Annotated in this window: 18 protein-coding genes; 13 read left to right on the top strand and 5 right to left on the bottom strand. The window is 55.2% G+C overall.

The window, feature by feature from the left end:
• Window positions 1-261: 261 nt before the first annotated feature.
• The gene (locus BLR09_RS12240; protein ID WP_093202303.1) at window positions 262-2,694 is read left to right on the top strand and encodes a zinc-dependent metalloprotease; all 2,433 of its coding nucleotides are present in this window, start codon (window positions 262-264) and stop codon (window positions 2,692-2,694) included.
• A 47-nt stretch (window positions 2,695-2,741) separates the two neighbouring features.
• On the opposite strand, the gene BLR09_RS12235 is transcribed toward BLR09_RS12240, so the two are convergent.
• Complete coding sequence (locus BLR09_RS12235; RefSeq protein ID WP_093202300.1) at window positions 2,742-3,671, bottom strand: sugar phosphate isomerase/epimerase family protein; 930 nt, start codon at window positions 3,669-3,671, stop codon at window positions 2,742-2,744.
• Between the two features lie 43 nt (window positions 3,672-3,714).
• The gene (locus BLR09_RS12230) at window positions 3,715-4,464 is read right to left on the bottom strand and encodes a DeoR/GlpR family DNA-binding transcription regulator (RefSeq protein WP_093202298.1); all 750 of its coding nucleotides are present in this window, start codon (window positions 4,462-4,464) and stop codon (window positions 3,715-3,717) included.
• 112 nt (window positions 4,465-4,576) lie between these two features.
• On the opposite strand from BLR09_RS12230, the gene nudK reads away from it, so the two are divergent.
• The 12 genes from nudK to BLR09_RS12165 all read left to right on the top strand — a co-directional run bounded on the left by nudK (window position 4,577) and on the right by BLR09_RS12165 (window position 22,986).
• Window positions 4,577-5,149, top strand: coding sequence for a GDP-mannose pyrophosphatase NudK (nudK, locus tag BLR09_RS12225; RefSeq protein WP_093202295.1), 573 nt, complete (start codon window positions 4,577-4,579; stop codon window positions 5,147-5,149).
• Window positions 5,150-5,377: 228 nt separating this feature from the next.
• Window positions 5,378-7,216, top strand: a complete 1,839-nt coding sequence (gene glmS / locus BLR09_RS12220; protein ID WP_093202292.1) for a glutamine--fructose-6-phosphate transaminase (isomerizing) — start codon at window positions 5,378-5,380, stop codon at window positions 7,214-7,216.
• A gap of 78 nt (window positions 7,217-7,294) precedes the next feature.
• Window positions 7,295-8,443: a hypothetical protein gene (locus BLR09_RS12215; RefSeq protein ID WP_093202290.1), complete on the top strand. Its 1,149-nt coding sequence runs from the start codon at window positions 7,295-7,297 to the stop codon at window positions 8,441-8,443.
• A gap of 405 nt (window positions 8,444-8,848) precedes the next feature.
• Window positions 8,849-12,025, top strand: a complete 3,177-nt coding sequence (locus BLR09_RS12205) for a SusC/RagA family TonB-linked outer membrane protein (protein WP_093202285.1) — start codon at window positions 8,849-8,851, stop codon at window positions 12,023-12,025.
• Between the two features lie 12 nt (window positions 12,026-12,037).
• Complete coding sequence (locus BLR09_RS12200; RefSeq protein ID WP_093202282.1) at window positions 12,038-13,876, top strand: RagB/SusD family nutrient uptake outer membrane protein; 1,839 nt, start codon at window positions 12,038-12,040, stop codon at window positions 13,874-13,876.
• A gap of 1 nt (window position 13,877) precedes the next feature.
• Window positions 13,878-14,546, top strand: coding sequence for a DUF3823 domain-containing protein (locus BLR09_RS12195; protein ID WP_093202280.1), 669 nt, complete (start codon window positions 13,878-13,880; stop codon window positions 14,544-14,546).
• Window positions 14,547-14,765: 219 nt separating this feature from the next.
• A complete protein-coding gene (locus BLR09_RS12190) occupies window positions 14,766-16,295 on the top strand; it encodes an alpha-N-arabinofuranosidase (RefSeq protein WP_093202277.1) in 1,530 nt (509 codons plus the stop codon).
• A 189-nt stretch (window positions 16,296-16,484) separates the two neighbouring features.
• Window positions 16,485-17,174: an NUDIX hydrolase gene (locus BLR09_RS12185; RefSeq protein ID WP_093202275.1), complete on the top strand. Its 690-nt coding sequence runs from the start codon at window positions 16,485-16,487 to the stop codon at window positions 17,172-17,174.
• A gap of 217 nt (window positions 17,175-17,391) precedes the next feature.
• Window positions 17,392-19,071: a ribulokinase gene (locus BLR09_RS12180; RefSeq protein ID WP_093202272.1), complete on the top strand. Its 1,680-nt coding sequence runs from the start codon at window positions 17,392-17,394 to the stop codon at window positions 19,069-19,071.
• Window positions 19,064-20,548: an L-arabinose isomerase gene (gene araA, locus BLR09_RS12175; RefSeq protein ID WP_093202270.1), complete on the top strand. Its 1,485-nt coding sequence runs from the start codon at window positions 19,064-19,066 to the stop codon at window positions 20,546-20,548. Before BLR09_RS12180 ends, araA begins: the two co-directional genes overlap by 8 nt.
• 54 nt (window positions 20,549-20,602) lie before the next feature.
• A complete protein-coding gene (locus BLR09_RS12170; protein ID WP_093202267.1) occupies window positions 20,603-21,301 on the top strand; it encodes an L-ribulose-5-phosphate 4-epimerase in 699 nt (232 codons plus the stop codon).
• 29 nt (window positions 21,302-21,330) lie between these two features.
• A complete protein-coding gene (locus BLR09_RS12165) occupies window positions 21,331-22,986 on the top strand; it encodes a sodium/sugar symporter (RefSeq protein WP_093202266.1) in 1,656 nt (551 codons plus the stop codon).
• A 139-nt stretch (window positions 22,987-23,125) separates the two neighbouring features.
• Here BLR09_RS12165 and BLR09_RS12160 read toward each other — a convergent pair whose 3' ends face one another.
• From BLR09_RS12160 to BLR09_RS12150, 3 genes are read right to left on the bottom strand one after another with little or no spacing between them, the layout of a single operon-like run.
• Window positions 23,126-24,751: a serine hydrolase domain-containing protein gene (locus tag BLR09_RS12160; protein WP_093202263.1), complete on the bottom strand. Its 1,626-nt coding sequence runs from the start codon at window positions 24,749-24,751 to the stop codon at window positions 23,126-23,128.
• A 43-nt stretch (window positions 24,752-24,794) separates the two neighbouring features.
• Window positions 24,795-25,610 (bottom strand): helix-turn-helix transcriptional regulator, encoded by an 816-nt coding sequence (locus BLR09_RS12155; protein WP_093202261.1) that lies wholly within the window; start codon window positions 25,608-25,610, stop codon window positions 24,795-24,797.
• A gap of 42 nt (window positions 25,611-25,652) precedes the next feature.
• Window positions 25,653-26,807, bottom strand: a complete 1,155-nt coding sequence (locus tag BLR09_RS12150) for a metallophosphoesterase family protein (protein ID WP_245689916.1) — start codon at window positions 26,805-26,807, stop codon at window positions 25,653-25,655.
• Window positions 26,808-26,866: the final 59 nt, after the last annotated feature.

Raw genomic sequence — 26,866 nt, 5'->3', positions numbered from 1 at the left:
AATACCTGGATTTCGAGATGTCCTGCGGAACATCCCGAAGAGAGGAAGCCGCGTAAGTAAAGAGCGGGCTTCACAGAACATCCCCAAAGAGCGTCGGAAAGGCTGCCCCCAAAGGGCGGCCTTTCTGTTGTCCGGACAAAAAGGAAAAAGGACGGCGGATTTGTTTGGTCTGGTCGTATTTGGCTGGTGTTTCCTTCTAAGGATGCGTATTATTGCCAAATAGTATTCCAGTGCGCTTCATCCCGTTAACCAAACATGCGTATGCGTCGTTGCTTTATTCTCTCCTTGCTCTTTTGGGGATTACTCCAGCCTGTTTTCAGCCAGAGCATCTCATCCGTCACGAACGGCCTTCAGAAAATGCCGGGATACCTGACCCTGTACTGGGACGCCAAAAAAGGGAAGATGTTTCTCGAAATCGACAAACTCGATACCGAAATCCTCTTCCATACGGCGCTTTCCTCCGGTATTGGCTCGAATGACATCGGTCTGGACCGCGGAAAGATCAGCGCCGGCAAAATTATCAAGTTCCAGCGGTCCGGCCCGCGCATCCTGATGGTGCAGCAGAATTACGATTACCGGGCCACCTCTTCTGACAAAATGGAAAAGCTGGCAGTGGAGCAGTCTTTCGCGCAGTCTGTGCTCTGGGGCTTTGATGTAGCAGGGGAAGAGGGTAACAAGGTGCTCGTCGATGCGACGTCTTTCTACCTGCGCGACGGCTACGATGCCGCTGCCACCATCGCCCGGGCCAGGCAGGGCTCGTTTCGTCTCGATCCGAGCCGTTGCGCCTTTTACCTGCCGTATACCAAAAATTTCCCCGAAAACACGGAAGTGGAAGTAACCCTTACGCTCACCGGCGAACAGGCGGGCGCGTATCTCCGGGAAGTAGTTCCGACACCGGGAGCCATTACCTTCCGCGAACATTATTCCTTTATCAAATTGCCGGACGCGGGCTATGAGCCGCGGGCGTTTGATCCGCGCGCCGGTATCAATCCGGTCGAGTTCTTCGACTACTCCTCTCCGTTCAGCACGCCGATTACGACACGCTATATCCGTCGCCACCGGCTGAAGAAAAAAGACCCGTCGGCAGCAGTATCAGAGCCTGTCAAGCCGATTGTGTATTACATGGACCCCGGTGCCCCCGAACCGATCCGCTCCGCGCTGATGGACGGTATCGGCTGGTGGAACCAGGCGTTTGAAGCTGCCGGGTATAAAAATGCCTTCCAGGTGAAGGTATTGCCCGATACCGCCGACCCGATGGATATCCGGTACAACCTCGTGCAGTGGGTACACCGGTCCACCCGCGGCTGGTCCTACGGCTACAGCGTTTCCGATCCGCGTACGGGCGAGATTATCAAGGGAAAAGTGACACTCGGATCGCTGCGGGTGCGGCAGGACTACCTCATTGCCAGCGGCCTGGTAGGAGAGTATACCTCCGACGAACCCAGCAAAGAGGCTGAACAAATGGCCCTCGCCCGGTTGCGCCAGCTCGGTGCGCACGAAACGGGCCATACCCTGGGATTGCCGCACAACTATGCGTCGACAGTCAACAACCGGGCGTCAGTCATGGATTATCCACACCCCCTGGTGCGGATTATGGGGCCGAAAAAGTTGGACCTGTCTGACGCCTATGCCACCGGCATCGGTGAATGGGACAAGATTGCCATCAACTATGCTTACCGGGAGTTTCGTTCGAAAGAGGAAGAAAAGAAGGGTCTGAAAAAGATCATCGACGATTATATCGATAAAGGCTTTCTGTTTCTGACCGATCAGGACGGTCGCCCGGAAGGCTCCGCCAGTCCGGTTACCCACCTGTGGGACAATGGGAAAAATGCGGTCGATGAGCTGAACCGCGTCATGGAAATCCGGAAAATCGCCCTGGACAACTTCAGCGCGAAGAAGATACCCGTCGGCGCGCCGATCGCCACCCTGCAGGAGGTACTCGTTCCACTGTACCTGTTTCACCGGTACCAGCTCGAAGCGGCTTCAAAAGTAGTAGGCGGCGTATCCTATACCTATGCGGTGCGGGGCGACAAGCAAAAAGTGATGGAATATGTACCCGGCGACGAGCAGCGGCGGGCGCTTGACGCCGTCCTGAATACGATCAAACCGGAGGTATTGGCGCTTCCGTCGTTGATTATCAATCTGTTGCCGCCGCGCCCGTATGGATACGACGAAAACTCCCGGGAAGTTTTCCACGGCCGTACCGGACTGACGTTCGATCCGCTGTCGCCGCCGGAAGCAGCCGCCGGCATGGCGCTGCGCTTCCTCCTGCAGCACGAGCGGGCGGCCCGGCTGATCGGTAACCATGCGATCAATGCGTCCCTGCCCGATTTCTCCGAAGTAGTCGACAAAATCATGGCCGCCACCTGGAAAGCTCCCGCCCGCAAAGGGTATGAAGGAGAAATTCAGCGGGTAGTAAACGTCGCTGTACTCGACAAGCTCATCGCCCTGGCCGCAAACGCCGACGCGGCCTCCCAGGTGCGGGCCGTAGCCGGCCTGAAGCTGCGGGAACTGCGCGTCTGGCTGGAATCGCAGACGAGCCCGGATGAAGCGGAGCGGGCGCTGGACGTCTTCGCCGCCAATCAGATCCGGCAGTTTGAAGAAAACCCGGTCAAGGTAGTCGTGACACCCCCGGCCAAAGAGCCGGACGGCGCGCCCATCGGCAGTTTCGATGCGTATAGCTGCGACTGGTAAGAAGTAAAAAAGCCGGTGAGGATCACTCACCGGCTTTTTTGTGTGAATCAGGCGAAGGCCTCACGGAGGGTGGCGAGGCTCTTCGCGACAGCCAGCTCCGGTTTTTCCTTTCCTTCAAATTCAATCGAAACGTATCCTTTATATCCCGCCTTTTTGAGGATGCCGGCGATGCGCTTGTAATCCAGGTCGAGGGTATACCATTCCCCGCCGCCATAATAGGTCTTCGCCTGCACGAACGTGGCGTAGGGAGCTACTTTCTCCAGCTTGTCGTAGGGGTTTTCGAGGAAATTGCCGGTATCCATCAGCACGCCCAGCCAGGGCGAGTCGAAAGACTTCCGGATACGAAGGAGGCCTTCGGGCGTTGACGTCAGCCCCCAGTGATTTTCCAGCGCTAAGTGTACGCCGCATTCAGCGGCTTTGTCGAGGCACTCGCCGGTCGCATCGATCGCCCATTTGAAGGCGTCGTCTTCGGTATATCCGGGAATGGCAGCTTCGATGCCACGGTTTTTCATGTATTCGTCGAACGACTTCGTCGTACCCCAGCGACCCGAATTCAGACGCAGGCAGGGAATACCGAGCTTGTAGGCCAGTTCGATGCAGTGTTTGGTATGCTCGACGTTTTTCTTCCGCTCTTCCTTATCCGGCGAAACAAACGACTGGTGAATCGACAGCGCAATCAGGTCTACGCCGTTGAGAAAAGCATGTCGTTTCAGCTTCTGCAGGTAGGCGTTGTCTTCGCCTTCCATCTGGCGGTGAAGGACGTCCACCCCTTCAATACCCATGCGCGAAGCCTCGTCGATCACGTATTCGATGGGTACTTTGGGCGTTTTGAAATGCCAGTAGGAGTAGGTGGCCAGCCCGAAGCGCTGGCGCGGAGCGACCTGCGGCGGAGCAGCGGTGACGAGAGCAGGGGGAGCAACGACAGACGCGGCGGTTCCCAACAACCCCGTCCGGAGAAAGGTACGACGATTCGACATAGATGAATAGAGGATGTAAGTTCCTCAAGATAGTGAATCGCGTTTAAATCCCGCTTACAACGATATGCCCGGCGTCGGTATACTGCCGGTGAAGCGATTCGTCAAGGCGCTTGTCCGTCAGAATCCGGTGAACAGCTGTAAGAGGCGCATACCGGAGGTAGCTGTTGCGTTCGAATTTTCCGGCATCGGCAAGCAAAAAAGTCAGCGAAGCATGATCGATCAGCGCCCGCGACAGCGACGCTTCCGTTTCACTCTGTGCCGAAAGACCATTCGTTAGCGAAAGGCCATCCGTACCGATAAACGCCTTGTCGGCATGATACCGGGCGATGTGTTCCAATGCCACCGCCCCATGTACTGCCCGGCGGTGCGGGTCCAGCTCTCCGCCGATGAGGTTGATACTCAGGTGCGGAGCTTCGAGTAATACCGAGAGTACGGGCAGGGAGTTGGTGATGATCTTCAGGTTACGAAATTTCTTCAGGTGAGGGGCAAGCGCCAGTACCGTGCTGCCGCAATCAAGAAACAGGGTATCTCCGTCTTCCACAAAATGCGCAGCAAGCTCGCCGATGTAGGTTTTTTCGGCAGAATGACGTTCAGACTTTCCGGCGAAACCGGTGCCGTCGGGGAGGAGGGCGCCGCCATGCGTACGGACAAGCTTGCCGGCATCCGCCAGCTGATTCAGATCCCGCCGGATGGTGATTTCCGATGTGCCCAGTCGCTCGGCGAGGGTACGGACGGTCACTTCTTCTTCGGTATGAAGCTGGGCCAGTATCTGCCGGTGCCGCTGATTCGTCATTTTGATCGTTTTTGACCGAAAGATAAGAAGTAATGATCGTATTTGTATTGAATCGAATTATTTCGCCCATATTTGAACAAAATAATTCATAAACAATCAAAAACGATCAACTATGCGTGATGTTCGGATTCAGCAAACGGAAGTATTGTCCGACAACTGGTATACCCTTCGGAAAGTGACGTTCGACTACCAACTGAAAAACGGTACCTGGCAGCGCCAGTCACGGGAATGTTACGATCGCGGAAACGGGGCCGTGATCCTCCTCTGGCATCCGGAGCGGCAGACGGTGATTCTGACCCGGCAGTTCCGCATGCCTACCTATGTCAACGGAAATCCGGACGGGATGCTCATCGAAGCCTGCGCGGGCCTGCTCGACCGCGACAGCCCGGAGGAGTGCATCCGGCGGGAAACGGAGGAAGAAACGGGTTTCCGGATATCCCGTCCCGAAAAAGTATTCGAATTATACATGAGCCCCGGGTCGGTAACCGAAATTCTCTACTTTTTTCTGGCAGAATACGACGACTCGCAGCGCGTGCACGCCGGCGGAGGCGTGGAGGAGGAAGAAGAAATTGACGTACTCGAAATACCCCTCACCCGGGCGATGGAGATGATTGGATCAGGCGAAATCCGGGACGGAAAGACGGTTATTCTGTTGCAGCAATTGTGGATGCGGTTCCGCAACTAGACGTGTTTTTACGTGGGAGTAGTGATCGCTTCGAAACAGGACTACGAAAATGAGGCACGTACCCGGCCTATATGGATTTTTGTTTTCGCAACGGAAGTGTTTTTTTTGTCTGAAAAAGAGTTGACTTTTTGAAAAAATTTATTAATAGAAAACGTCTTCCCTCTTTCGCACCTCTCCTCTACCTATCCGAAGCGAAGTTGATCACTACAGTAAACCATCGTCTTTCTTATGTGCGGAATTGTGGCATATGTAGGCTATCGCGAAGCCTGCCCATTGATTATCAAAGGACTGAAACGCCTGGAATACCGGGGGTATGACTCGGCCGGAATTGCCCTGATGGCAGCCGACGGCCTGACCGTCTACAAGAAAAAAGGCAAAGTTGCCGATCTCGAGGCGACGCTCGAAGCGGATACCCTCAGCAGCCATATCGGCATCGGGCATACCCGCTGGGCGACGCACGGCGAGCCGAATGACCGCAACGCGCACCCGCATTATTCGCATTCCCGGCAACTGGCCATTATCCACAACGGTATTATCGAAAACTACGGGGCGATCAAGCAGAACCTCCAGCAGAAGGGATATGTCTTCCACTCCGATACCGATTCCGAAGTACTGGTGAATTTCATCGAGGATATCCGGAAGGAGACGTTCTGCTCGGTGGAAGAGGCCGTCCGCCTTGCCATGCAGGAGGTTGTCGGCGCCTATGCGATCGTAGTCATGTCACAGGACGAGCCGGGTACGCTTGTCGCCGCCCGCAAAGGCTCTCCGCTGGTGATCGGCGTAGGAGAGAAGGAGCATTTCTTCGCTTCCGACGCCACGCCTATTATCGAATACACCAACGAGGTGATTTACCTGGACGACTACCAGATTGCTGTCGTCCGCGACGGAGACCTGATCGTCAAGAATATTGAGAATGTCGAACAATCACCTTATATCCAGCATGTTGAACTGGAGCTGGAAGCCATCGAGAAGGGCGGGTTCGAGCATTTCATGCTGAAGGAAATCTTTGAGCAGCCCCGTTCGGTGAAGGACTGCTTCCGGGGGCGCGTCAATGCCGACGAGGGCCACCTGGTTCTGGGCGGTCTGCGCGAGTACCTCGACGACATCGCCAAGTCAGAGCGCATTGTCATTGTGGCCTGCGGTACTTCCTGGCATGCCGGGCTCGTGGCCGAGTACATTTTTGAAGAACTGGCCCGCATTCCGGTGGAGGTGGAGTATGCTTCCGAGTTTCGCTACCGGAACCCGATTATCAAGGAGGGAGACGTTGTCCTCGCGATTTCGCAATCGGGTGAAACGATGGATACCCTGGCCGCGATTGAACTGGCCAAATCCCGTGGGGCTATTATCCTGGGAATCTGCAATGTAGTCGGCTCGTCGATTCCCCGGATTACGCATGCGGGCGCCTACACGCACGCTGGCCCGGAAATCGGAGTGGCCTCGACCAAAGCCTTTACCGCGCAGGTATCGGTGCTGACCCTCATGGCGATCGCCGTTGCGCGAAAAAAAGGGAACCTGCACGAGGATACGTTCCGCCGCTTCCTGTTTGAGCTTGAACGCATCCCGGACAAAATCGAAAAGGTGCTGAAGAACGCCGACAAGGTGAAGGAAATCTCGGAACTGTTTAAAGATGCCCGGAATTTTATCTACCTCGGCCGGGGACTGAACTTCCCTGTAGCGCTTGAAGGGGCACTTAAACTCAAGGAAATCAGCTATATACATGCCGAAGGGTACCCGGCAGCCGAGATGAAGCACGGCCCGATTGCACTGATCGACGAGGACATGCCGGTCGTCTTCATCGCCACCCGGGATCAGTCGTACGAGAAAGTTGTCTCCAATATTCAGGAAGTCAAGGCGCGGAAGGGAAAAGTCATCGCAGTGGTGACGGAGGGCGACAAACTGATCCCGACGATGGCTGACCATGTTGTCGAAATACCGGTGACGCATGAAGTACTGATGCCCTTGCTTTCAGTAATACCGTTACAGCTTTTGTCGTATTACATTGCCGTTATGCGCGGCTGTAACGTAGATCAGCCTCGAAATCTTGCTAAATCTGTTACGGTGGAATAAGACAAATTGTTATGTTTGAAGTACGGAATCTGTCAGCCGCCAGCAGAAGCAGATTCTGTACTTCACCTTACACCGTAGATGCAGCCTATAGACACCAAAGATACTGTTTACGCAGGGTATCGTTATTTTTTGCTGGCAATTGACAAGTTCTGCGCTGGCCGGTGGTGGCGGGAACGTATCTGGCTGCTGTGCCTGCTGCTGGTGTTCTGGCATATCTCTCCGTTTTTCAATTTCCATTATTTCGATTCGCCGAACTGGGATGCGATGGAAGCCCAGAGCCGCTCCCTTCTGACGCCCATCCCGGCCAACGGAGATACGCATGTCGAAAAGATGGCCTTCCGCCTCTTCATACCGGCGGTGGCGGGATTTTTCGGGCTCGACCGGGAGGGTATTTTCCTGGGCCAGATACTGGCAGGTATTGTTTTTCTCCGCCTGCTGATCGGGTTGGTGTTCCGGCTGCTTGACGATAAAACCGCTACGTTTTTCTTTGCCGTCGGCGTTACGGCCTGCTACGTCTGCTTTTCGGCGTTTTATGACGTGTTTGGCCGGCCGGATATTTATCCCTACCTCTTTCTTTTACTGGCGCTGTCGTGGAGGAATCCGGTGGGTATCTGGCTGTTGTGTGCGGCAGCGGAATGGAGCGACGAACGGGGTCTGATTCATTCTACGCTTGTCTACCTTTTTTGGGTATTAAAGGAAGAGCCGCGACCGGGGTTCAGGCAGCTGATTTTCCCCAACAAGTACGCGGCGGCAGTAGCGTTGAGCTGGGTATCCTACCTCCTGATCCGGTTTTGGCTCAGCCATCATGCCGGTTTTGAGACGGGCTACTCGGATGTCGGGCACCATGTCATCTTCGGAAATTCCCGTTTTTACGCGCTGGCGACATTTTCAACCTTCGGAGCAAACTGGCTGCTGATCGGGCTGGCAGTGCTGCTGTGTTTGGCCAGGATGCCCATTTTCGGCCTGGCACTCATCGTTGCGCTCGGTTTGAACTGGCTGACTTCCGTTCTCGTATTCGACATCAACCGCAGCCTTTCCTATAGTTTTACTGCGCTTCCGCTTGCCTTGCTGGTACTAAGCCGTCATTCGGGAAAGTCAACCATCCGAATCGTCTGCCTGTTTGTCGCGGCATTTTCCCTGCTCCAGCCCCAGGTCGTGTGGGACGGCCACTACCATTACCTTCCGCCCCTTCCGGTTCGTCTCGTAGAAGTGTTTCTACGTCCCTGAAACAGGGACTTTCAGCGAATGAGATCGCGCAGATGTGCAAAAAAAAGTAGATAAAGTAATAAATCTTGTCAAAATACAGTCGGTGGTCGGCAAATTTGAGGGAGTGTCCCCACTGTGTCTCTTCTACATTTGTTTGCCTGATTTGTTCATGTTTTTCTTGAATAATGAACAAATAGGGAATGGGCAGCCTGCTTTTCCCCCGGGGAGATCCTTCACGACGACCTTTTCTTTGAACGCAAAACCTTTCCACAGACTACTTATGATGCACTGATGTTTGCTGTAACCGGGCAATAAAAAAGCCGGCGATAGTTGCGATATCACCGGCAGTCCGTTTGGCTGCCCCTTGGCCGGGGCAGACGGGGATGTTTTGCCCAAAACTTCCGACTGAACAAAACATTCAAAACTATGAAAAAAACACGACCTTGTTTCAAGGGCGGTGGCTTTCCATGGCAAATTGCCCTGGTACCTCTTCTGTTAACTTCCGTTCCCGAGGCCGTAGAAGCCGAATCACGGAAATGGACCTGGGCCCAACCCATTGCGGATACGCCCGTCACCGGAACAGTGACCTCTTCTTCCGGTGAACCGCTTGCCGGAGTCAGCATTCTGCTGAAGGGAACGACGCGCGGCGCGGTGACGGACGGCCAGGGAAAATTCTCAATCTCCGTTCCGGACGCTTCTTCTGTCCTGGTATTCAGTTTCATCGGATACGAAACGCGGGAACTGACCGTCGGTTCGATGACGCAATTGACGGTAACACTTACGTCGTCGTCCAAAAACCTGACGGAAGTAGTCGTAGTAGGGTATGCCACCCAGTCGAAACAAACGGTAACCGGAGCTGTCGGAACGCTCAAGTCTACTGACCTTCTCCGCACGCCGGCCGTTACGACTTCCGGGGCGTTAGTCGGTAAGATTCAGGGGATTACAGCCCGGCAGGCCGATGCCCGCCCCGGCGCCGGAACGAGTATCCAGATCCGGAACATGGGTACGCCGCTGTATGTCATCGACGGAGTTCCTTCCGACGAAGGAAACTTCAACAACCTGGGCCAGAACGATATTGACAACATCTCTATTCTGAAAGATGCCTCCGCAGCGGTGTATGGCCTCCGGGCGGCCAACGGGGTTGTCCTCGTGACCACCAAACGCGGGAAAACCGGCAGCAAGCCCGTCATCAACATCAACGGGTATTACGGCGTCCAGAATTTTACCCGGTACCCGCGGCCGGCCAATGCCTACCAGCACGTGCGGGCGCTTGCCGAATCGGACCAGAACCGGGGTATTGCGACGACCTGGACGCCGGAAGAACTCGCCAAATGGAAAGCCGGTACCGAAAAAGGCTATCAGAGCTTTGACTATTATGACATGGTGATGCGGCCCAACGTCCCGCAGTACTCCCTCAATGCCAATGCCTCCGGCGCCAATGAACATGTAAACTATTATGTGTCAATCGGGCATCTGGATCAGGAGGCGCTCATCCGGGATTACAAATTCAACCGGACCAACGTTCAGACGAACGTGGAAGTGGCGCTTTCGAAGCGCTTCCGCATCGGAACGCAGCTGAGCGCCCGCCGGGAATTGCGGCACCAGGTCGGCGTACCCGGGCTGGATGACTACTTCAACCCCTTCCTGAGTATCTTCTCGATGTGGCCGACCGAACGGCCTTACGCCAATGATAACCCGAAGTATATCAACCAGACGCACAACGTTAACGTCAATCCGGCGACGTATAAAGAAAGCGTTACCGGGTATATCGACGAAGTATGGATGAACGGCAAAGGCAACTTCTATGCCCAGTACGATTTCGGTTTCGGCCTGACAGCCAAAGCCACTGCGTCGTATCAATTTACCAACTTTGATTTCGACGGGTTTGAGTACACCTACGACGCCTATACCTACGACCCCAAAACCGATACCTATAACGTCGTTCCCGGAGGGGGTAATCAAAACCCCTGGCGGGAAAGGCGGAAACGCAATATTGTCGACCGGTTCGCGCAATTTCAGCTGAGTTACAACCGGCAGTTTGCTGATCACCACGTTTCCGCGGTACTCGCCTATGAGCGGTCGGATCAGGATAACAAGTATATGGTTGTCCACACCGTTCCGCCGAATAACTACATTCCCATTCAGTATTTCGCTAATCAGGATTACCTGGCCGATGAATGGAATGTACAAGCCCGGGCGGGGTATATCGGTCGTCTGAACTACAGCTATAAAGACAAGTACCTGGTGGAAGCGCTCGGCCGGTATGACGGCTCCTTTCTCTTCGCGCCGGGACGCCGCTACGGGTTTTTCCCGGGCGTATCCCTCGGCTGGCGGTTGTCGCAGGAAAACTTCCTGAAAGACAAGTCCTTCCTGGACGAACTGAAACTGCGGGTTTCCTATGGCCGGACCGGCAGTGACCTGATCAATAACTCCTTTGTCGTATCGCCGTTCAGCTACCTGTCGGGGTATAACTGGGCAAGCGGAAACGCGGTGTTCGACGGCAATCTGGTCATCGGTCTGCAGCCGCGGGGCCTGCCGATTACCTCGCTTTCGTGGGTGACGAACATCTCCAAAAACATCGGGATTGATTTTTCCTTTTTCGGGGGAAAATTCTCCGGACAGTTTGACGCCTTTGAGCGTCGCCGCAACGGCCTGCCCGCTGCCCGGTACGACGTACTTCTGCCGAGCGAAGTAGGCTACTCGTTGCCAAACGAAAACCTGAACTCCGACGCCAATCGCGGTCTGGAAGGCGTGCTGACGTACCGGGGCAAGGCCCGGGATGTCGACTATTCCCTGAGTGTCAACGGGACCATCTCCCGCCTGCGGAACATCAGCCAGTACAAACCCCGCTTCGGCAATTCGTGGGACGAGTACCGTAATTCCCAGGTCGATCGCTGGGCCAACATCAACTGGGGCTATCAGGTAATCGGGCGGTTTCAGTCACAATCCGAAATCGACGGCTACAAGATCAACAACGACGGGCAGGGTAACCGTACCCAGCTTCCCGGAGACTTTATCTACAAGGACGTCAACGGAGACGGCATCATCAACGGTATGGACGAGCGCCCGATCGGATACGCCGAAGGCGCCAACCCGTATTTCAGCTTCGGCATCAACGGGAGCGTGGCCTACAAGGGCATTACGCTGACGGTAGATTTTGCAGGCGCAGGCATGCAGTCCTTCCGCCGGGAAGTGGAAATGAAGATACCGTTTCAGAACAACGGTACTTCTCCCAATTACATGTTTGAAGACCGCTGGCACCGGGAAGATCCCTTCAATCCGGACAGCAAGTGGGTTCCAGGGACGTATCCGGCCATCCGGAAAGACAATACGAGCCACGTCAACTTCAGTCGCCGGAGTGATTTCTGGGTGACGAACGTCCGATACATCCGGCTCCGCAACCTCGAAATCGGTTATCAGTTTCCGAAGCCTTTCCTGTCGAAAATCGGGTTGTCGGGCCTTCGCGTGTATGTCAACGGAACGAACCTCTTTTCGATCGACAACACCCGCGACATCGGCATTGACCCGGAAATCTCGTCGAACGGCGCACTGGTCTATCCGCAGCAGCGCTTATACAACGCCGGCTTCAGCCTGAACCTCTAACCGACCAGACCGATGAAAAAAAACATACTACTCCTCGCCGCCGTGACGGCGCTGGCCACCGGATGCAAGAAAGACTGGCTGGACCGGCAGCCGCCCAATATCATTACCGAAGAGCAGGTCTGGAACGATGCCAAAATGATCACCAGCCTGTTGGCCAACTACTACAACCGCCTGCCGGCGCACAGCCAGCTCGACAATGGCTGGGCGGAATTTGCTGCGTACGACGAAGCGATGTGGTCGGGCAACGACGACGCCCGCAACAACATCATCAACTACCCGTTTGACCGCTGGCGGTTGTGGGACTATGGCCTTGTCCGGGACGTCAACCTGGCGCTCGAAGGCATCGAGAAATACGGAAAATCCTTGTCGGAAGCACAAAAAGCCCAGTTTTCGGCGGAGCTCCGCTTCCTGCGTGCTTACCAGTATTTTGAGCTGGTGAAACGCATGGGCGGCGTCCCCCTCGTGACAAAGCAGCTCATCTATGATTTCAGCGGCGATCCGGCACCCCTGCAGCAGCCCCGGAACAAGGAAGAAGAAGTATACGACTTCATCGCGGCCGAACTCGATGCCGTCAAGGACAAACTCGGCAATGCCGGCAGCAATACCCGCGCCAACAAGTTCACAGCCCTGGCCCTGAAAAGCCGCGCGATGCTGTACGCCGGTTCCATCGCCAAATACAACAACCTGATGGGCGCGCCGATCGCGACTTCCGGTGGGGAAGTAGGTATTCCGGCCAACCGGGCGAAAGAGTACTACACCAAAGCCTTCGACGCCGCGAAGGAGATCATCCAGACCGGCGGCTACAGCTTGTATCAAAGTAATCCGAACCTGGGCGAAAACTTCTTCGAGGCCGTCACCAGAAAAATGAACAACAAGGAAGTAATTCTGGCGATGGACTTTCTGACGGCGAAAGACAAGCGTCATGGTTTTACGTATGACAACATCGCCCGGAATGTGCGGGAAGATAACCTCGGGTCGTCTGCCATTACCCCGAATCTCAACCTCGTCGAAGATTACGAATACCTCGACGGGTCATCAGGAGAGCTGCGCAACCGCACTGCCGACGGATCCGATTACATCTATTACGACAACCTCAATGGCATTTTTGCCAACAAGGACGCCCGGTTATACGGTACCATTATTTATCCGGGGACGACGTTCCGCGGCCTGGAAGTACAGATACAGGCAGGGGTGAAGGTATGGAATGGCACAGCCTATCAAACCGTCGAATCCAATACCCTCGGCGCGCTGCATACCGATGGTAAACTGCTGACCGGCTCTTCCGGGCCGCAACGTTCGCAGACCGAAGTATCCAACACCGGCTTCTACCTCCGGAAGTACATCGACCCGGCGCCGATGGCCAGCACCCGCGGTATTCGCAGCGATATGTGGTGGGTACGCTTCCGCCTTGGTGAAATCTACCTCAACGCCGCGGAAGCCGCCTTTGAACTCGGACAAACCGCCGACGCTCTGGCCTATGTAAACCGACTGCGCGAACGGGCCGGATTCCCGGCCAGCAGCCTGAAAACGCTGACGATCGACCGGCTGCGGAACGAACGGCGGGTAGAACTGGCCTTCGAAGACCACCGCGTCTGGGACCTCAAGCGCTGGCGTATCGCCCACGAAGTATGGAACGGCAGTCCCGGCAACGCCGACGCCGTAGCATATGCGCTCTACCCGTACCGGGTGGTCCGCCCCGGCGACCCGCGCGACGGCAAGTATGTCTTCGACAAGCTGGTAGCGCCCCGTTTCCGCGCGCCACGCCTGTTCCAGATGGGGAACTACTATTCTTCCATCGACCAGAATGTGATCAACAACAACCCGAAAATCGTACGTAATCCTTTCCACTGACATGAAGAAGCTATTGTATGGACTGACGGTACTGGCCGCTCTCCTGGCCGGTTGTGCCAAGGATAACTACACGCCGCCTTCTTCCACGCTGAAGGGCAGAGTCGTTTACCAAAACCAGCCGGTTGGGGTACGCAGCGATGGTGTTCAACTGGAATTGTGGCAATCAGGCTACCAGTTGTATACCAAGATTCCGGTATATGTCGATCAGGAGGGGTCGTTTTCTACTTCGTTGTTCGACGGCGATTATAAACTGGTGCTACTTCGCGGAAACGGCCCCTGGGTGGATAATACGGATACGCTCCGGGTCAATGTGAAAGGCGCTACGCAGGTGGACGTACCCGTGCAACCGTACTACACGGTAGCGGGAGAGGCGTATAAGAAATCGGGTACGACATTTACCGCTACCTGCCGGATCAACCAGGTCGTAACGTCGCGCGCGATCGAGCGGGTGACCTTTTACCTGGGCAGTACGCAGTTTGTCGATTTGAATAACAACGTCGCGAAGGCCGATCTGACCGGCTCGGCGCTGTCCGATCTGAGCAAGGACCTGACGTTTACCCTGCCCATGCCGGCCGGCGTCAATAAAAACTACCTCTACGGACGTATCGGGGTGAAGACCGTCGGCGTTGCCGAAATGCTGTATTCTCCCGTGCAGGAAATTAAATGGTAAGTAATTGTGTAGTGGGAAAAGCCGGGCTTGCTTGAGCCCGGTTTTTTTTGTTTCTGACGGTTCGCACTATACGGGTTGAATGAGGCAGTAGGCGTTTGTTTGCTGTTTTGAAGATGTGTTGTTAATTTTTATGTCAAAATAAAGGTATACTCCGCCAAGTGACAGGGAGTGTGGAAACACCGGTTCGTCTAATTTTGTCCCGGTTATTTCCTGTTTTCGATGAAAAAGACCTTGACCTCTCTCTTTCTGCTCCTGACCGCGGGAGCAGTGTCGGCCCAGAGCCGGATCGTAGCTCGGAGCGCTGATACGACGGTGACGATCAGCCGGCATATCTACGGCCACTTCGCCGAGCACCTCGGCCGCTGTATTTACGGCGGTATTTATGTCGGGGAAGCGAATAAAACCATCCCCAACGTCAACGGTGTCCGGACGGACGTCATCGACGCCCTCAAAAAACTGAAGATCCCCAACCTCCGCTGGCCGGGCGGGTGCTTCGCCGATACCTATCACTGGAAAGACGGCGTAGGCCCGAAAGCCAAACGCCCGACGATTGTGAACCAGTGGTGGGGAGGTGTAACGGAAGATAATTCCTTTGGGACGCATGACTTCCTGGACCTCTGCGAGCGCCTCGGTACGGAGCCCTACCTGGCCGGTAATGTCGGCAGCGGCACGGTACAGGAGCTGGCCGACTGGGTGCAGTATGTCAATTTCGGCGGCGTCAGCCCGATGGCCAACTGGCGGAAGGAAAACGGTCGTACCGAACCCTGGAAAGTGCGCTACTGGGGCGTTGGAAACGAAGCCTGGGGATGCGGCGGAAACATGCGGGTGGAGTACTATGCCGATATCTACCGGAAATATGCCACGTTTATGTCGGACTGGAGCGGGTCGAAGCTCTTCCGGATCGCCTCCGGCGCCAGCGACGCCGACTACCACTGGACGGAAGTACTCATGCGCGATATTCCGCATAACCTGCTCAACGGCGTAGCCCTGCACCACTATTCGGTGACGGACTGGAACAAAAAGGGACCCTCGACCGCGTTCGATGAAAAGCAATACTTCGGTACCATGAAGCAGGCGCTTCTGATGGAAGAGCTGGTGACGAAGCACTCCGCTGTCATGGACAAATACGATCCGAAGAAAAAGGTCGCATTGATTGTGGACGAATGGGGCGGCTGGTATGACGTCGAACCCGGTACTAACCCCGGCTTCCTCTTTCAGCAGAATACCATCCGGGACGCGCTGATCGCCGGTGCGACGCTCAATATTTTCCACAACCATGCCGATCGCGTCCGGATGGCCAACCTGGCTCAGGTCGTGAACGTGCTGCAGGCCGTGATTCTGACGAAAGAAGAAAAACTGCTGCTGACGCCGACGTACCACGTCATGGAAATGTACAACGTACACCAGGATGCGAAGCTCATTCCGGTGACGCTGACTTCACCGGATTATGTATTCGGAGACGGGAAACTTCCGGCGGTATCGGCCTCGGTATCACGCGATAAAAACGGAGCGATTCATGTATCCCTCACCAACATCGACCCGAAAAAGGAACAGGAGATCTCCCTGGAAGGGCTGACGTTCAGCTCTGTAACGGGAAAAATCCTGACCTCCGCGAATCTGCAGGACCACAATACCTTCGAGCAGCCGGAAAAAATTCACCCCGAAACGTTTAAAGGAGCCACGAAGGCAGGTAACGCGTTGAAAGTCAAACTTCCGAAGGCGTCTGTCGTCGTGCTGGAATTGAAATAATTATAAAAGTCAGGAAAACAGAAAAGCCGGCGCAGCGGGTATGCGTCGGCTTTTGTCGTCTTTTTCCGGAAAGGAACAGATTTCTTTTAATAGAAGCCTTCCTTTTATTGAAAAAGTTTAATTATTTCATTGGTTATTCGAAATTATTGTGTTGTTTTGACACGATTGGGCTTAACCGAATAACCTGTTATGGAGTACCTTGTTGAAAACCGGGTCCTGGTAGCGACCGATTGTATCATTTTCGGATTCGACGGGGAGGAATTGAAGCTGTTGCTCATCAAGCGTAATTTTGAACCGGAAAAAGGAAAATGGTCGCTCATGGGCGGGTTTCTCCGGGCCGACGAAGACCTGGAGGTAGGCGCCAAACGCATTCTTCACGAACTGACGGGGCTGGAGAACGTCTACATGGAGCAATTGCAGACGTTCGGGGAAGTGAACCGTGATCCGGCCGAACGAACCGTTTCGGTCTGTTTTTTTGCCCTCATCAACATCCACGAACACGACGCCGAGCTGGCCCGCTCCCGGAACGGATACTGGCTGAGCCTCAAGGAACGACCGAAGCTCATCTTCGACCACGACCGGATGGTGGAACTGGCCCTGCAGCGTTTGCGCTACAAGGCCGCTCTCCACCCGATTGGGTTTGAACTGCTGCCGGAGAAGTTCACCATACCGCAGCTGCAGCGCCTGTATGAGGCGATTTACGACAGCCCGTTCGACCGCCGCAACTTCAGCCGGAAGATCCTGTCGACCAAACTGCTCAAAGACACCGGCGAAAAAAACGAGCACGGCGTGACCAAAAAGGCCGTGCTCTACCGCCTGGATCAGGAGCGGTATCAGAAGCAGTTTAATGCGTTTTTGCATTTTATGTCGGATTTCTGAAAGCAGTTTGCGGTTTTCAGTTTACGGTTTTCAGTTTTTGCTTTCGGGGAGATTTTCAGGGAATTCAAACGTTTTTTAGGGGTACTTTCTCCGGAAACCAATCCCTAACTGAAAACTGAAAACTGAAAACTGAAAACTGAAAACTGAAAACTGAAAACTGAAAACTGAAAACTGAAAACTGGCATCCAAGAATGTGTCACCTTAACACTTTAAACCTGTGACCCAAGATAAATATGTAATCGGGGTGGATTACGGGACCGACTCGGTGCGGGCGCTGGTGCTGCATGCGCTCACGGGGGAAACGGTCGGTACGGCTGTTTTCGAATATCCCCGCTGGAAAAAAGGCCTCTACTGTGATGCGTCGGAGTCCCGTTTCCGGCAACACCCGCTTGACTACCTGGAAGGTCTGGAGCAGTCGGTCCGGGAGGCGTTGAAGAACGTTCCGGCAGAAATCCGTCGGCAAATCGCCGGGATTTCCGTCGATACCACCGGCTCCACGCCCGGCCCTGTGGACGAGTACGGTACGCCGCTGGCGCTGCTGCCGGAATTTGCCGGCAATCCCAACGGGATGTTCATCCTCTGGAAAGACCACACCAGCAACCGCGAAGCCGAAGAGATCAATACCCTCGCCAAACAATGGGAGACGGATTTTACGACCTACGTCGGCGGGATTTACTCCTCGGAGTGGTTTTGGGCGAAGATGCTTCATACCCTTCGCGTGGATCCGGAGGTTCGGGAAAAAGCCTTTTCGTGGGTGGAGCATTGCGACTGGATTTCAGCGGTGCTGACCGGAAATACCAACCCCCTCACACTGAAGCGGAGCCGCTGTGCCGCCGGGCATAAAGCGCTCTGGCACAAAGACTTTGGCGGACTTCCTTCCGATGAATTTCTGACCCGCCTCGATCCGCTGCTGTCGGGCATGCGTGATCGGCTGTTTTCCGATACCTATACCTCCGATCAGCCGATGGGGCGTATTTCGGCGGAATGGGCGAAGCGGCTGGGGATTTCTCCCGATGCCATCATCGGCGTTGGCGCATTTGACGCCCACATGGGGGCCGTTGGCGCGGAAATCGAAGCTTATTCACTTTGTAAAGTAATCGGCACGTCGACGTGCGACATGCTCGTCGCGCCGACAGACGAAATCGGGGACCTCGTCGTCCGCGGTATCTGCGGGCAGGTCGACGGCTCCATTCTCCCCGGGATGCTCGGTATGGAAGCGGGTATGTCGGCCTATGGCGATATCTACGCCTGGTTTCAGCGCCTGATTGTGCAGCCGGTTGCCGAGCTGGTAGGCGAGGAAGCTGCTACGGAATTGCAGAAAAAACTGCTTCCGGCGCTGTCCGAAAAAGCGGCGCTGCTGCCGGTTACGCCAACCGATCCGGTGGCGGTAGACTGGTTTAACGGTCGCCGGACACCCGACGCCAACCATACCCTCAAGGGCGCTATCTCCGGCTTGAACCTCGGCAGCGATACCGTTCGGGTGTTCAAATCACTCGTGGAAGCTACGGCCTATGGTTCCCGGAATATTGTAGATCGCTTCCGGGAAGAAGGGGTACCCATCCGCCAGGTAATCGCCATCGGTGGCGTAGCGCGGAAATCGGCCTTTGCGATGCAGACGCTGGCGAACGTCCTGAACGTGCCGATCAAAGTAGCGGCGTCGGATCAGGCGTGCGCGCTGGGTGCGGCCATGTTTGCGGCCGTGGCGTCGGGCGTGCATCCGACTATCGCTGCTGCGCAGGAGGCGCTGTCGGCCGGTTTCGACGCTGTGTACGAACCTGAGGCGGACAAAGCAGCCATTTATGAAACCCTGTATGCCCGGTACCTCTCCCTCGGCCGCTTCCTCGAAACCGGCCTGATTGCTGAACACGAATCCTCTTATTCCCAAGAAAATGCTTGATTTAAAACAGTTTGAAGTCTGGTTTGTCACCGGCAGCCAACATTTATACGGGGAAGAAACCCTTCGTCAGGTAGCGGAACATTCGCAGGTAATCGCTTCTTTTCTCGATTCGGCGCTGCCGGTTCGGGTAGTATTCAAGCCGGTCGTCAAAACCCCGGACGAGATTTACCGGGTCATTCAGGACGCCAACGTAGCCCCGGGTTGCGCCGGGATCGTGGCCTGGATGCACACGTTTTCCCCCGCTAAAATGTGGATAGGTGGCCTGAAAGCCCTTCAGAAACCGATGCTCCACCTGCATACCCAGTACAACCGGGATATTCCCTGGGGCGAAATCGACATGGATTTCATGAACCTGAACCAGTCGGCGCACGGCGACCGCGAGTTCGGCTTCCTGGCCTCCCGGATGCGGCTCAACCGCAAGGTAGTCGTCGGGCACTGGCAGCAACCGGATGTGATCGAGCGCCTGTCGGTATGGGCACGCGTGGCCGTGGCCCGGTACGAAATGCAGGGTATGAAAGTAGTCCGTTTCGGAGACAACATGCGGCAGGTAGCGGTGACGGAAGGAAACAAAGTCTCTGCGGAACTGACATTTGGCTATTCCGTCAATACACACGGCGTCGGCGACCTCGTCCAGGTAGTCAACCAGATTTCCGATGCGGAAATCGACCGCCTGCTCCGGGAATACGAAGAACAATACCAGGTGACGGCCTCCCTGCGTCAGGACGGAGCCTTCCGGCAGTCGCTCCGGGAAGCAGCCCGTATTGAACTGGGACTCAAGGCCTTTCTCGAAGACGGCAATTTCAAAGCCTATACCGATACATTCGAAGATCTCCACGGACTGGTGCAACTACCGGGTATCGCCTCACAACGGCTGATGGCGGCAGGCTACGGCTTTGGCGGGGAGGGCGACTGGAAAACCGCCGCGATGGTCCGCTCCATGAAAGTCATGGCCAGCGGGTTGCAAGGCGGTAACTCGTTCATGGAAGACTATACCTACCACTTCCAGCCTGGCCGGAATCTGGTGCTGGGTTCGCACATGCTGGAAATCTGCCCGTCGATCGCGTCGGGAGCTGTTTCCTGTGAAATCCACCCGCTTGGTATCGGCGGCAAGGCCGATCCGGTCCGCCTGGTATTCAATGCCGGCGGCGGTCCGGCGCTCAACGTGTCGGTGATCGACCTCGGCAACCGCTTCCGGGTGCTCGTCAATGAAGTAGAGGCCGTCGAAGCCGAAGAAGCCCTGCCCAAACTGCCCGTTGCCCGTGTACTCTGGAAACCCCAACCCGATATGCAGACCGGCTGCGCCGCCTGGATTCTCGCCGGAGGCGCTCACCATACCGTTTACAGCCAGAACCTGACGACGGAATACCTCGAAGATTTCACCGATATGTTTGCCGTGGAGCTGACCGTAATCGACGAGGCGACCCGCCTCCGCACGTTCAAAAACGAACTCCGCTGGAACGACGTCACCTATCGCTAACCGAACGGGGCAGGTGCTTCCATCCGGAGTACCTGCCTCTTTTCCCCGATAATCATGTTTAAAAACCTGCAGGAAGAGTGTTACGAAGCCAACATGATGCTTCCGAAACTCAACCTGGTGGTGTTCACCTTCGGCAACGCGTCGGTGGTGGACCGCAGCCAGGGCCTTTTCGCCATCAAGCCGTCAGGGGTACCGTACGAGGTATTGCACCCGTCGGATATTGTGATCTGTGATTTTGAGGGTCGGGTTGTGATGGGAGACAAGCGTCCGTCTTCCGATACCAAAACCCACGCCGTTCTGTTTCAGAACTGGACCGATGTCGGCGGTATTGTCCATACCCACAGTACCTACGCAACGGCCTGGGCGCAGGCACAGCGCGATATTCCCATCCTCGGAACGACCCATGCCGACTACCTCACGGTTGATATACCCTGTGCGCCGCCGATGGACGACGCCATGATTCAGGGCGACTACGAGCGGGAAACCGGTTTCCAGATCCTGAATGAGTTCGAACGGCGGAACCTGTCGCCTTCTGAAGTGGAAATGGTTTTGCTGGGCAATCACGCGCCGTTTACCTGGGGAAAAACCGCTGAAAAGGCCGTTTACAATGCCGGCCTGCTCGAGGCGATTGCCCAGATGGCGTACCTGTCGTGCACGTTGCGACCGGACGTACCGAGGCTGAAACAGACGCTGATCGACAAGCATTATTTCCGCAAACACGGCAAAGACGCCTACTACGGGCAGGGTTGCTGATCTCTCTACCTCCAAATCCTACCTATTTTATGACGCTTGGCCTCGAATCGCTGGATTATGCGATCTTCCTAGTCTATTTCCTCATCGTTGCTTCGTATGGATACTGGGTTTACAAACACAAGGGCAAACAAACAGCCGATTCCAAGGATTTTTTCCTCGCGGAAGGCTCGCTGACATGGTGGGCCATCGGTTCCTCGATCATCGCCTCCAACATTTCGGCGGAGCAGTTTATCGGCATGAGCGGGCAGGCTTTTCAGCTCGGTATTGCCATTTCGGTATACGAGCTGGTAGGGGCTTTCTCCCTGATTATCATCGCAGTATACTTTCTGCCGATGTACATCCGGAACAAGATCTATACCATGCCGCAGTTTTTGCAGGTACGGTACGACGGTCGTCTGGCTACCCTGATGGCCGTGTTCTGGCTGTTTTTGTATATCCTCGTCAACCTGACTTCCATCGTCTACCTCGGCGCAATCAGTCTTGAGAAAATGACGGGCTTCGGGTTTGGCAGCTGCGCCGTTTTCCTGACCGTCTTCGCAGTATTCATTACGCTTGGCGGGATGAAAGTCATCGGCTATACCGACGTGATTCAGGTAATCTGCCTGATTGTCGGAGGATTAGCGACAACCTACCTGGCCCTGAACCTGTTGTCAGATAAAGTAGGTTCCGGCTCCGGGGTATTCGAAGGTCTCGCACTCATCCGCGACAAAGCCGACAGCCACCTCCACATGCTCTTTTCAAAAGGAGAGTACCAGGTGCACGACGGTCGCGGGGGCTTCATCGATGCCTACAACCAGCTGCCGGGTTTGATGATGTTCATTATTGGTGGACAATGGATTGTAAACTTCAACTACTTTGGTTGTAATCAGTACATTACCCAACGGGCGCTGGGCGCGGACCTGACCACGGCCCGGAACGGACTGCTCTTCGCTTCTTTCCTGAAAATCCTGATGCCGTTTATTGTGGTATTGCCCGGTTTGGCGGCGTTTGTGCTGTTTCAGGAAAATGCCGATCCGGCGATTGTCTCGGGTATTACGGAAGGCGGAGTCGTCAAACCCGATAATTCCTATCCGGTATTGCTCAACCTGCTGCCCACAGGGCTGAAAGGACTGGCTTTTGCGGCGCTGACAGCTGCGATCGTAGCCTCACTCGCCGGGAAAGCGAACAGTATTTCGACGATTTACGTCCTCGATATTCACAAGAAATTTTTCAACCCTAATCTGGATGAAAAGCAAACGGTGTGGCTCGGCCGGGTATCGATCGTTGTCTCGTTCGTGATTGCGCTCGTGCTGAGTCCGTTTCTCCGGAATTTTGGCCAGGGTTTCGAGTATATTCAGGAATATACCGGCTTTATCTCTCCGGGTATTCTGGCGATTTTCCTGCTGGGATTTTTCTGGAAGAAAGCAACGGCCAACGGCGCGCTCGCAGCGGCCTTGCTGAGTATTCCGCTCTCGGCATTCCTGAAGTATTCCTTTCCGGAGATGCCATTCCTGAACCGGATGGGGACTGTCTTCTGGATATGCCTGCTTGTTCAGATCCTGATCAGTTACATCGGCGGGCGCGGCAGGGATAGTGAAAAGGCCTTCGCCGTCGAAGCCTCCTGGTTCCGCGTTCCGGCGCCTTTTCTGATCGGCGCCGGGTGCATCACTGCTCTCATCGTGACGATCTACGCCGTCTTCGGATAAAATAGTTTAGTGTTGGTGTTGGGTTTAGAGCCGGGGTGGTTGCCGGCTCTTTTTTTGTTTAGAGTTTGGGAGTTTAGGGTTTAGAGTTGGTGTCATCCACCCGACTTCCGCACCCAAACCCCAAACTCTAAACCCTAAACTATTTTCCCAACCCCGACACCGCCGGCAACACATACTCCTCCAGTATCTGATCTGCCTGCCTGTGGGCGTAGCCGCTGCCGTAGGCTGTGGCGGTGATGACGACTACCAGGCCGGGGTCTTTCAGGACGTAGATCTTGTTGCCGCCGTTTCCGGAGCAGTAGTAGGTTTCGCAGGAGTTGCCTTCGCTCCGGAAGGTTTTATTCCAGAACAGAAAGCCGTAGTATTCCTGGGTTCTCCCGGGAATTTGAGTCTGGCGGGAGAAGGTCTGCCGAACCCAGCTTTTGGGTAACAGCTGACGGCCGTTCCAGTTTCCGTCGTTGGCATATAGCTGCCCGTACTTCGCAAAATCAATAGCCCTCATGCGGATACCACCGGCCGTACTCGGTACATGCTGGGGGGTATACATCCATTGATAGGTATTGATTTTCAACGGTTTGAATAGTTTTTTGTCGGCATATGCCTCAAGGCCGCCGGGAATAGCTTTGTCCAGTATACTACCCAGCAGCATGACGCCCGCGGTGAAATAGTGCCATTGCCCGCGGTATTTAACGGTATCCAGGGGAAGATCCAGCGTGAACTTCACCCAGTCGGACTGTGGGTACATATTCTCTTCGTTGCCGGGCGAGGTAGGATCGCCGTCGTCGCCATCAAAGCGCGAGCGCATCGTCAATAGTTCTTGCAGCGTTACAGCGGCTTTGGCAGGCGAGTAGTGTTGATAGGATTGAAGGGGATAAAAGGTACCCAGGGTTTGGCCGGTAGACGAAAGATAACCGTCCGCCAGCGCCATACCGGTCAGGGTGGACGCGAAGGATTTTCCGACCGAGCGAACATCGTGCAGGCTGTCGCGCGTGCTGCCGTTGAAGTACTCTTCCACCAGAATTTTTCCTTTTTTCAGAACGACAATACTGGTAATGTGCCGGAAGACGTCTGCTTCGATATAGGCCTTCAGCTTCCGGATCCGGTTGTAGTCAAACGGCTCGTTTGATACCGGCAGTCCTTCCCCCGGGATCACCCGTGTCAGTGATACCGAGGCAGTATTCACGTCCGGATGCCGCTTGACCAGCAAATCGAGCTGCCCTTCTGCGATGACTTCACCGACGATCAGGCGGGGCGTTTTCACATACGGTTTCAGGATGATTTTCAGGATATGAGGACCGTCGGTCAGGGTACTGTCTCCGCCGTAAAAGAGAAAGCGGTTCCACGCCGACTGGCTCCACCAGGCACCTTCGTGCTGATTGTCGATGAGCGGTTTGTTCCAGGAAAGGTCGGCTTGCTGCTGCGCGGGCCTCGGGGCGCCGGGTAGTAATTCGGTTTGATAAATCAGTTTGCCGTCCATCAGAAAGGAAAACTGATAATTCCCGATTTTGGAGAGGGAATCAGCGGACAGTGCCGGGGCAAGGTCGTGCAGGTAGCTGCTCAGCGTTCTTTCGAGGAAGACCGTCATGAACAGGTTGCTTTTCGGCGTGAGCGTCAGGTGTTTGAGTACATCCTGTTCCTTTAGTTCTGATGGCGTGACGGCCGCGCCGGTAAACACCAGCCTGCCGGCAGGGATCGTTTGTGCAAATCCCTGATGGAGCAAGGCAGGCAGCAGGAGTACGAGGCAGATTCTAAGAAATACATTCATACTGCAAACCTGGCGACAAGGAATGACGGAAAATAGAACGCTGTTAACATCCTCCCAGTAATTTCCGAAAGGCGTAAGGCGTAGTATGCTGGTGGCGGCGGAAGGTACGGATGAAATGACTCTGGTCCGCAAAACCGCAGTCGGCTGCAATCGCCGCGAGCGAGTGGTTCGGGTCTGCCAGAAGACCGGAAGCCCGCTGTACCTTCAGCAGCCGGAGGTAGTCGCCGAGCGTACACTGAAAATAGGCCGGAAAAGCGCGCGATAAATGAACAGGATGGACGTCGGCCTGCCTCGCCAGTTGCGAGAGGCTAAGCAGATGACTGTCAGGATCTTCCTGAAGAAATTCTTCGAGCAGATGTACCCATTGCGGCACTGTACGGGTACTGATCCCTGCTTTTCCGGAAGCCGTAGCGAACAGTTCCAGCAGCAGACTGTCTACCTCCGCAGCGGCGAGCGTTCCTTTCGCTTTCGTCGCGGCGAAGATGCGGTACATCAGCAATTTGACGGCAGGGTGTCTGAAGCGGATACTGCCCTCCGGCAAACTGGCAGCAAGGTCATATTCCGCGACCCATTCCGGTTTCAGTTCAACGTGAAAGCCACGCGTAAACCCTTTGGGTTTCAGGTTGTAATGCGGTTCCTGCCAGTGGTGAAACAGCAGATCGCCGGCCGTGCAGTGGTAGCGTTCTTTCCGGTTGCCTTCCAACACCCGTCCCTGAAGAATAAAGGTGAAATAGGCATTTTCGTGGTAGTGCCAGTCGACCTTCGGATGGGTATACTCCGTGTCCGTGAGGTTCAGGCCCCCCAGTTGCAGCGATTGGTTGGTCATACCGAAAAACTGACCGGTCGTAAGCAGCTTCATCCCGATTATGTTGAAAACGAATACCTCCCGAAAACGCTTCCTCTATCCCTCTACTACTACCGCTCCCTCCTCAATCCGCAGTACTTCCTGGTACACAAGGGTATTATCCAGGTCAACATATTGAATGAGGGCTTCGGGGCCATCCAGCCGGAGATAGGCGAAGCCGTTGTATCCGAGGTTTTTACGTTTCAGGCGGGTACGAATGCGGTCGTCCCGGAAAACAATCGGTGAAATATCCGCAGGCTCGTCGAGCTCCACCGGCATACCTCCGTGCCCGATGCAGCGACCGTGAACCGGCCATTCACCGCTGAGCGGCTGCCCGGAATACACAATCAGCCGGTGTTCGTGCCCCCATATCCAGGCGGCGGGCCGTTTGGCAGCGCCGAGAAGGCTGACCAACTGCCGGGCAGGCTCCGGAAAAGCTTCCCGGAAAACCGAGAAAGGAGGGTGGTGGCTGAGGAAAAGCAGTCCGCGGCGGTCTTCCGGATTGCCCAGCCGGACCTGGTCACGTAGCCAGTGCAGCTGTGCGTCTTTCAGGCGGCAGTCCGGCGGACGGAGAATTTCCATCACCGGATTCCGGACCGAAGTATAGCCCGTATCCAGCCCGACTACCCGCCAATAGTCGTTTTCCAGACAGAAAAATCCGGCTTTCTGTACGACCCGGATGCCACTCTGCTCAATCCACATTTTCGGAAGCAGCGTTTCGAAAAAAGCCCTTCCGTTGGAATACATCTCGTGGTTGCCCGACAGCGCCAGGCTGCCGCAGCGGCCCCAGGGCCACGAAGCCTCCGGAATCAGAAAGTTGGCTGCGACTTCTTTTTGTGTGCCGACAAAGTAGACGTCGCCCAGGTGAATGCTGTAATCCGGCTCATACCGGGCTGCCAGACGGCCGACTTTATCGGACTCTTCGGTATCGGAGGCCCAGTCAGACAGAAGAGCAAACGACGCCACGGGCGGAATGCGGTACACGCCTGAATCATCCTGTTTCGGATAGGCCGAGTAGGGGTGCCGTCGCCCGAAGCGGCTTTTTACATAGTGGTAAACGAAACCGAAGAAATTGGTCCACAGAAACTGCCCGATCCGGTAGGTGACGGTATCGGTGGGTTTCAGCTCCTCCTTCAGCTCGCTTTGCTGGGTCTTGAGGTGGTTTTCGACCTTGTTATGGCCGAGGTTGACATAATCTTTGACTGATCTCACTAGGCGACGCGGTTTCGGAACGGCTGCCGGCATTCAGCTTTCGGCTATCGACTGTCCGA

Origin of the sequence: Siphonobacter aquaeclarae (assembly GCF_900103285.1) — a bacterium.
GTDB lineage: Bacteria > Bacteroidota > Bacteroidia > Cytophagales > Spirosomataceae > Siphonobacter > Siphonobacter aquaeclarae.
Note: the sequence above shows the minus strand (reverse complement) of the source record. Positions and strands in the feature narration are given on the sequence as shown.

Coding starts and splice junctions, on each gene's coding strand:
- BLR09_RS12215 (WP_093202290.1), top strand. CDS start 7,295: ATGCAGCCTATAGACACCAAAGATACTGTTTACGCAGGGTATCGTTAT.
- BLR09_RS12165 (WP_093202266.1), top strand. CDS start 21,331: ATGACGCTTGGCCTCGAATCGCTGGATTATGCGATCTTCCTAGTCTAT.
- araA (WP_093202270.1), top strand. CDS start 19,064: ATGCTTGATTTAAAACAGTTTGAAGTCTGGTTTGTCACCGGCAGCCAA.
- BLR09_RS12235 (WP_093202300.1), bottom strand. CDS start 3,671: ATGTCGAATCGTCGTACCTTTCTCCGGACGGGGTTGTTGGGAACCGCC.
- glmS (WP_093202292.1), top strand. CDS start 5,378: ATGTGCGGAATTGTGGCATATGTAGGCTATCGCGAAGCCTGCCCATTG.
- BLR09_RS12190 (WP_093202277.1), top strand. CDS start 14,766: ATGAAAAAGACCTTGACCTCTCTCTTTCTGCTCCTGACCGCGGGAGCA.
- BLR09_RS12230 (WP_093202298.1), bottom strand. CDS start 4,464: ATGACGAATCAGCGGCACCGGCAGATACTGGCCCAGCTTCATACCGAA.
- BLR09_RS12240 (WP_093202303.1), top strand. CDS start 262: ATGCGTCGTTGCTTTATTCTCTCCTTGCTCTTTTGGGGATTACTCCAG.
- nudK (WP_093202295.1), top strand. CDS start 4,577: ATGCGTGATGTTCGGATTCAGCAAACGGAAGTATTGTCCGACAACTGG.
- BLR09_RS12195 (WP_093202280.1), top strand. CDS start 13,878: ATGAAGAAGCTATTGTATGGACTGACGGTACTGGCCGCTCTCCTGGCC.
- BLR09_RS12205 (WP_093202285.1), top strand. CDS start 8,849: ATGAAAAAAACACGACCTTGTTTCAAGGGCGGTGGCTTTCCATGGCAA.
- BLR09_RS12155 (WP_093202261.1), bottom strand. CDS start 25,610: ATGAAGCTGCTTACGACCGGTCAGTTTTTCGGTATGACCAACCAATCG.
- BLR09_RS12185 (WP_093202275.1), top strand. CDS start 16,485: ATGGAGTACCTTGTTGAAAACCGGGTCCTGGTAGCGACCGATTGTATC.
- BLR09_RS12170 (WP_093202267.1), top strand. CDS start 20,603: ATGTTTAAAAACCTGCAGGAAGAGTGTTACGAAGCCAACATGATGCTT.
- BLR09_RS12160 (WP_093202263.1), bottom strand. CDS start 24,751: ATGAATGTATTTCTTAGAATCTGCCTCGTACTCCTGCTGCCTGCCTTG.
- BLR09_RS12200 (WP_093202282.1), top strand. CDS start 12,038: ATGAAAAAAAACATACTACTCCTCGCCGCCGTGACGGCGCTGGCCACC.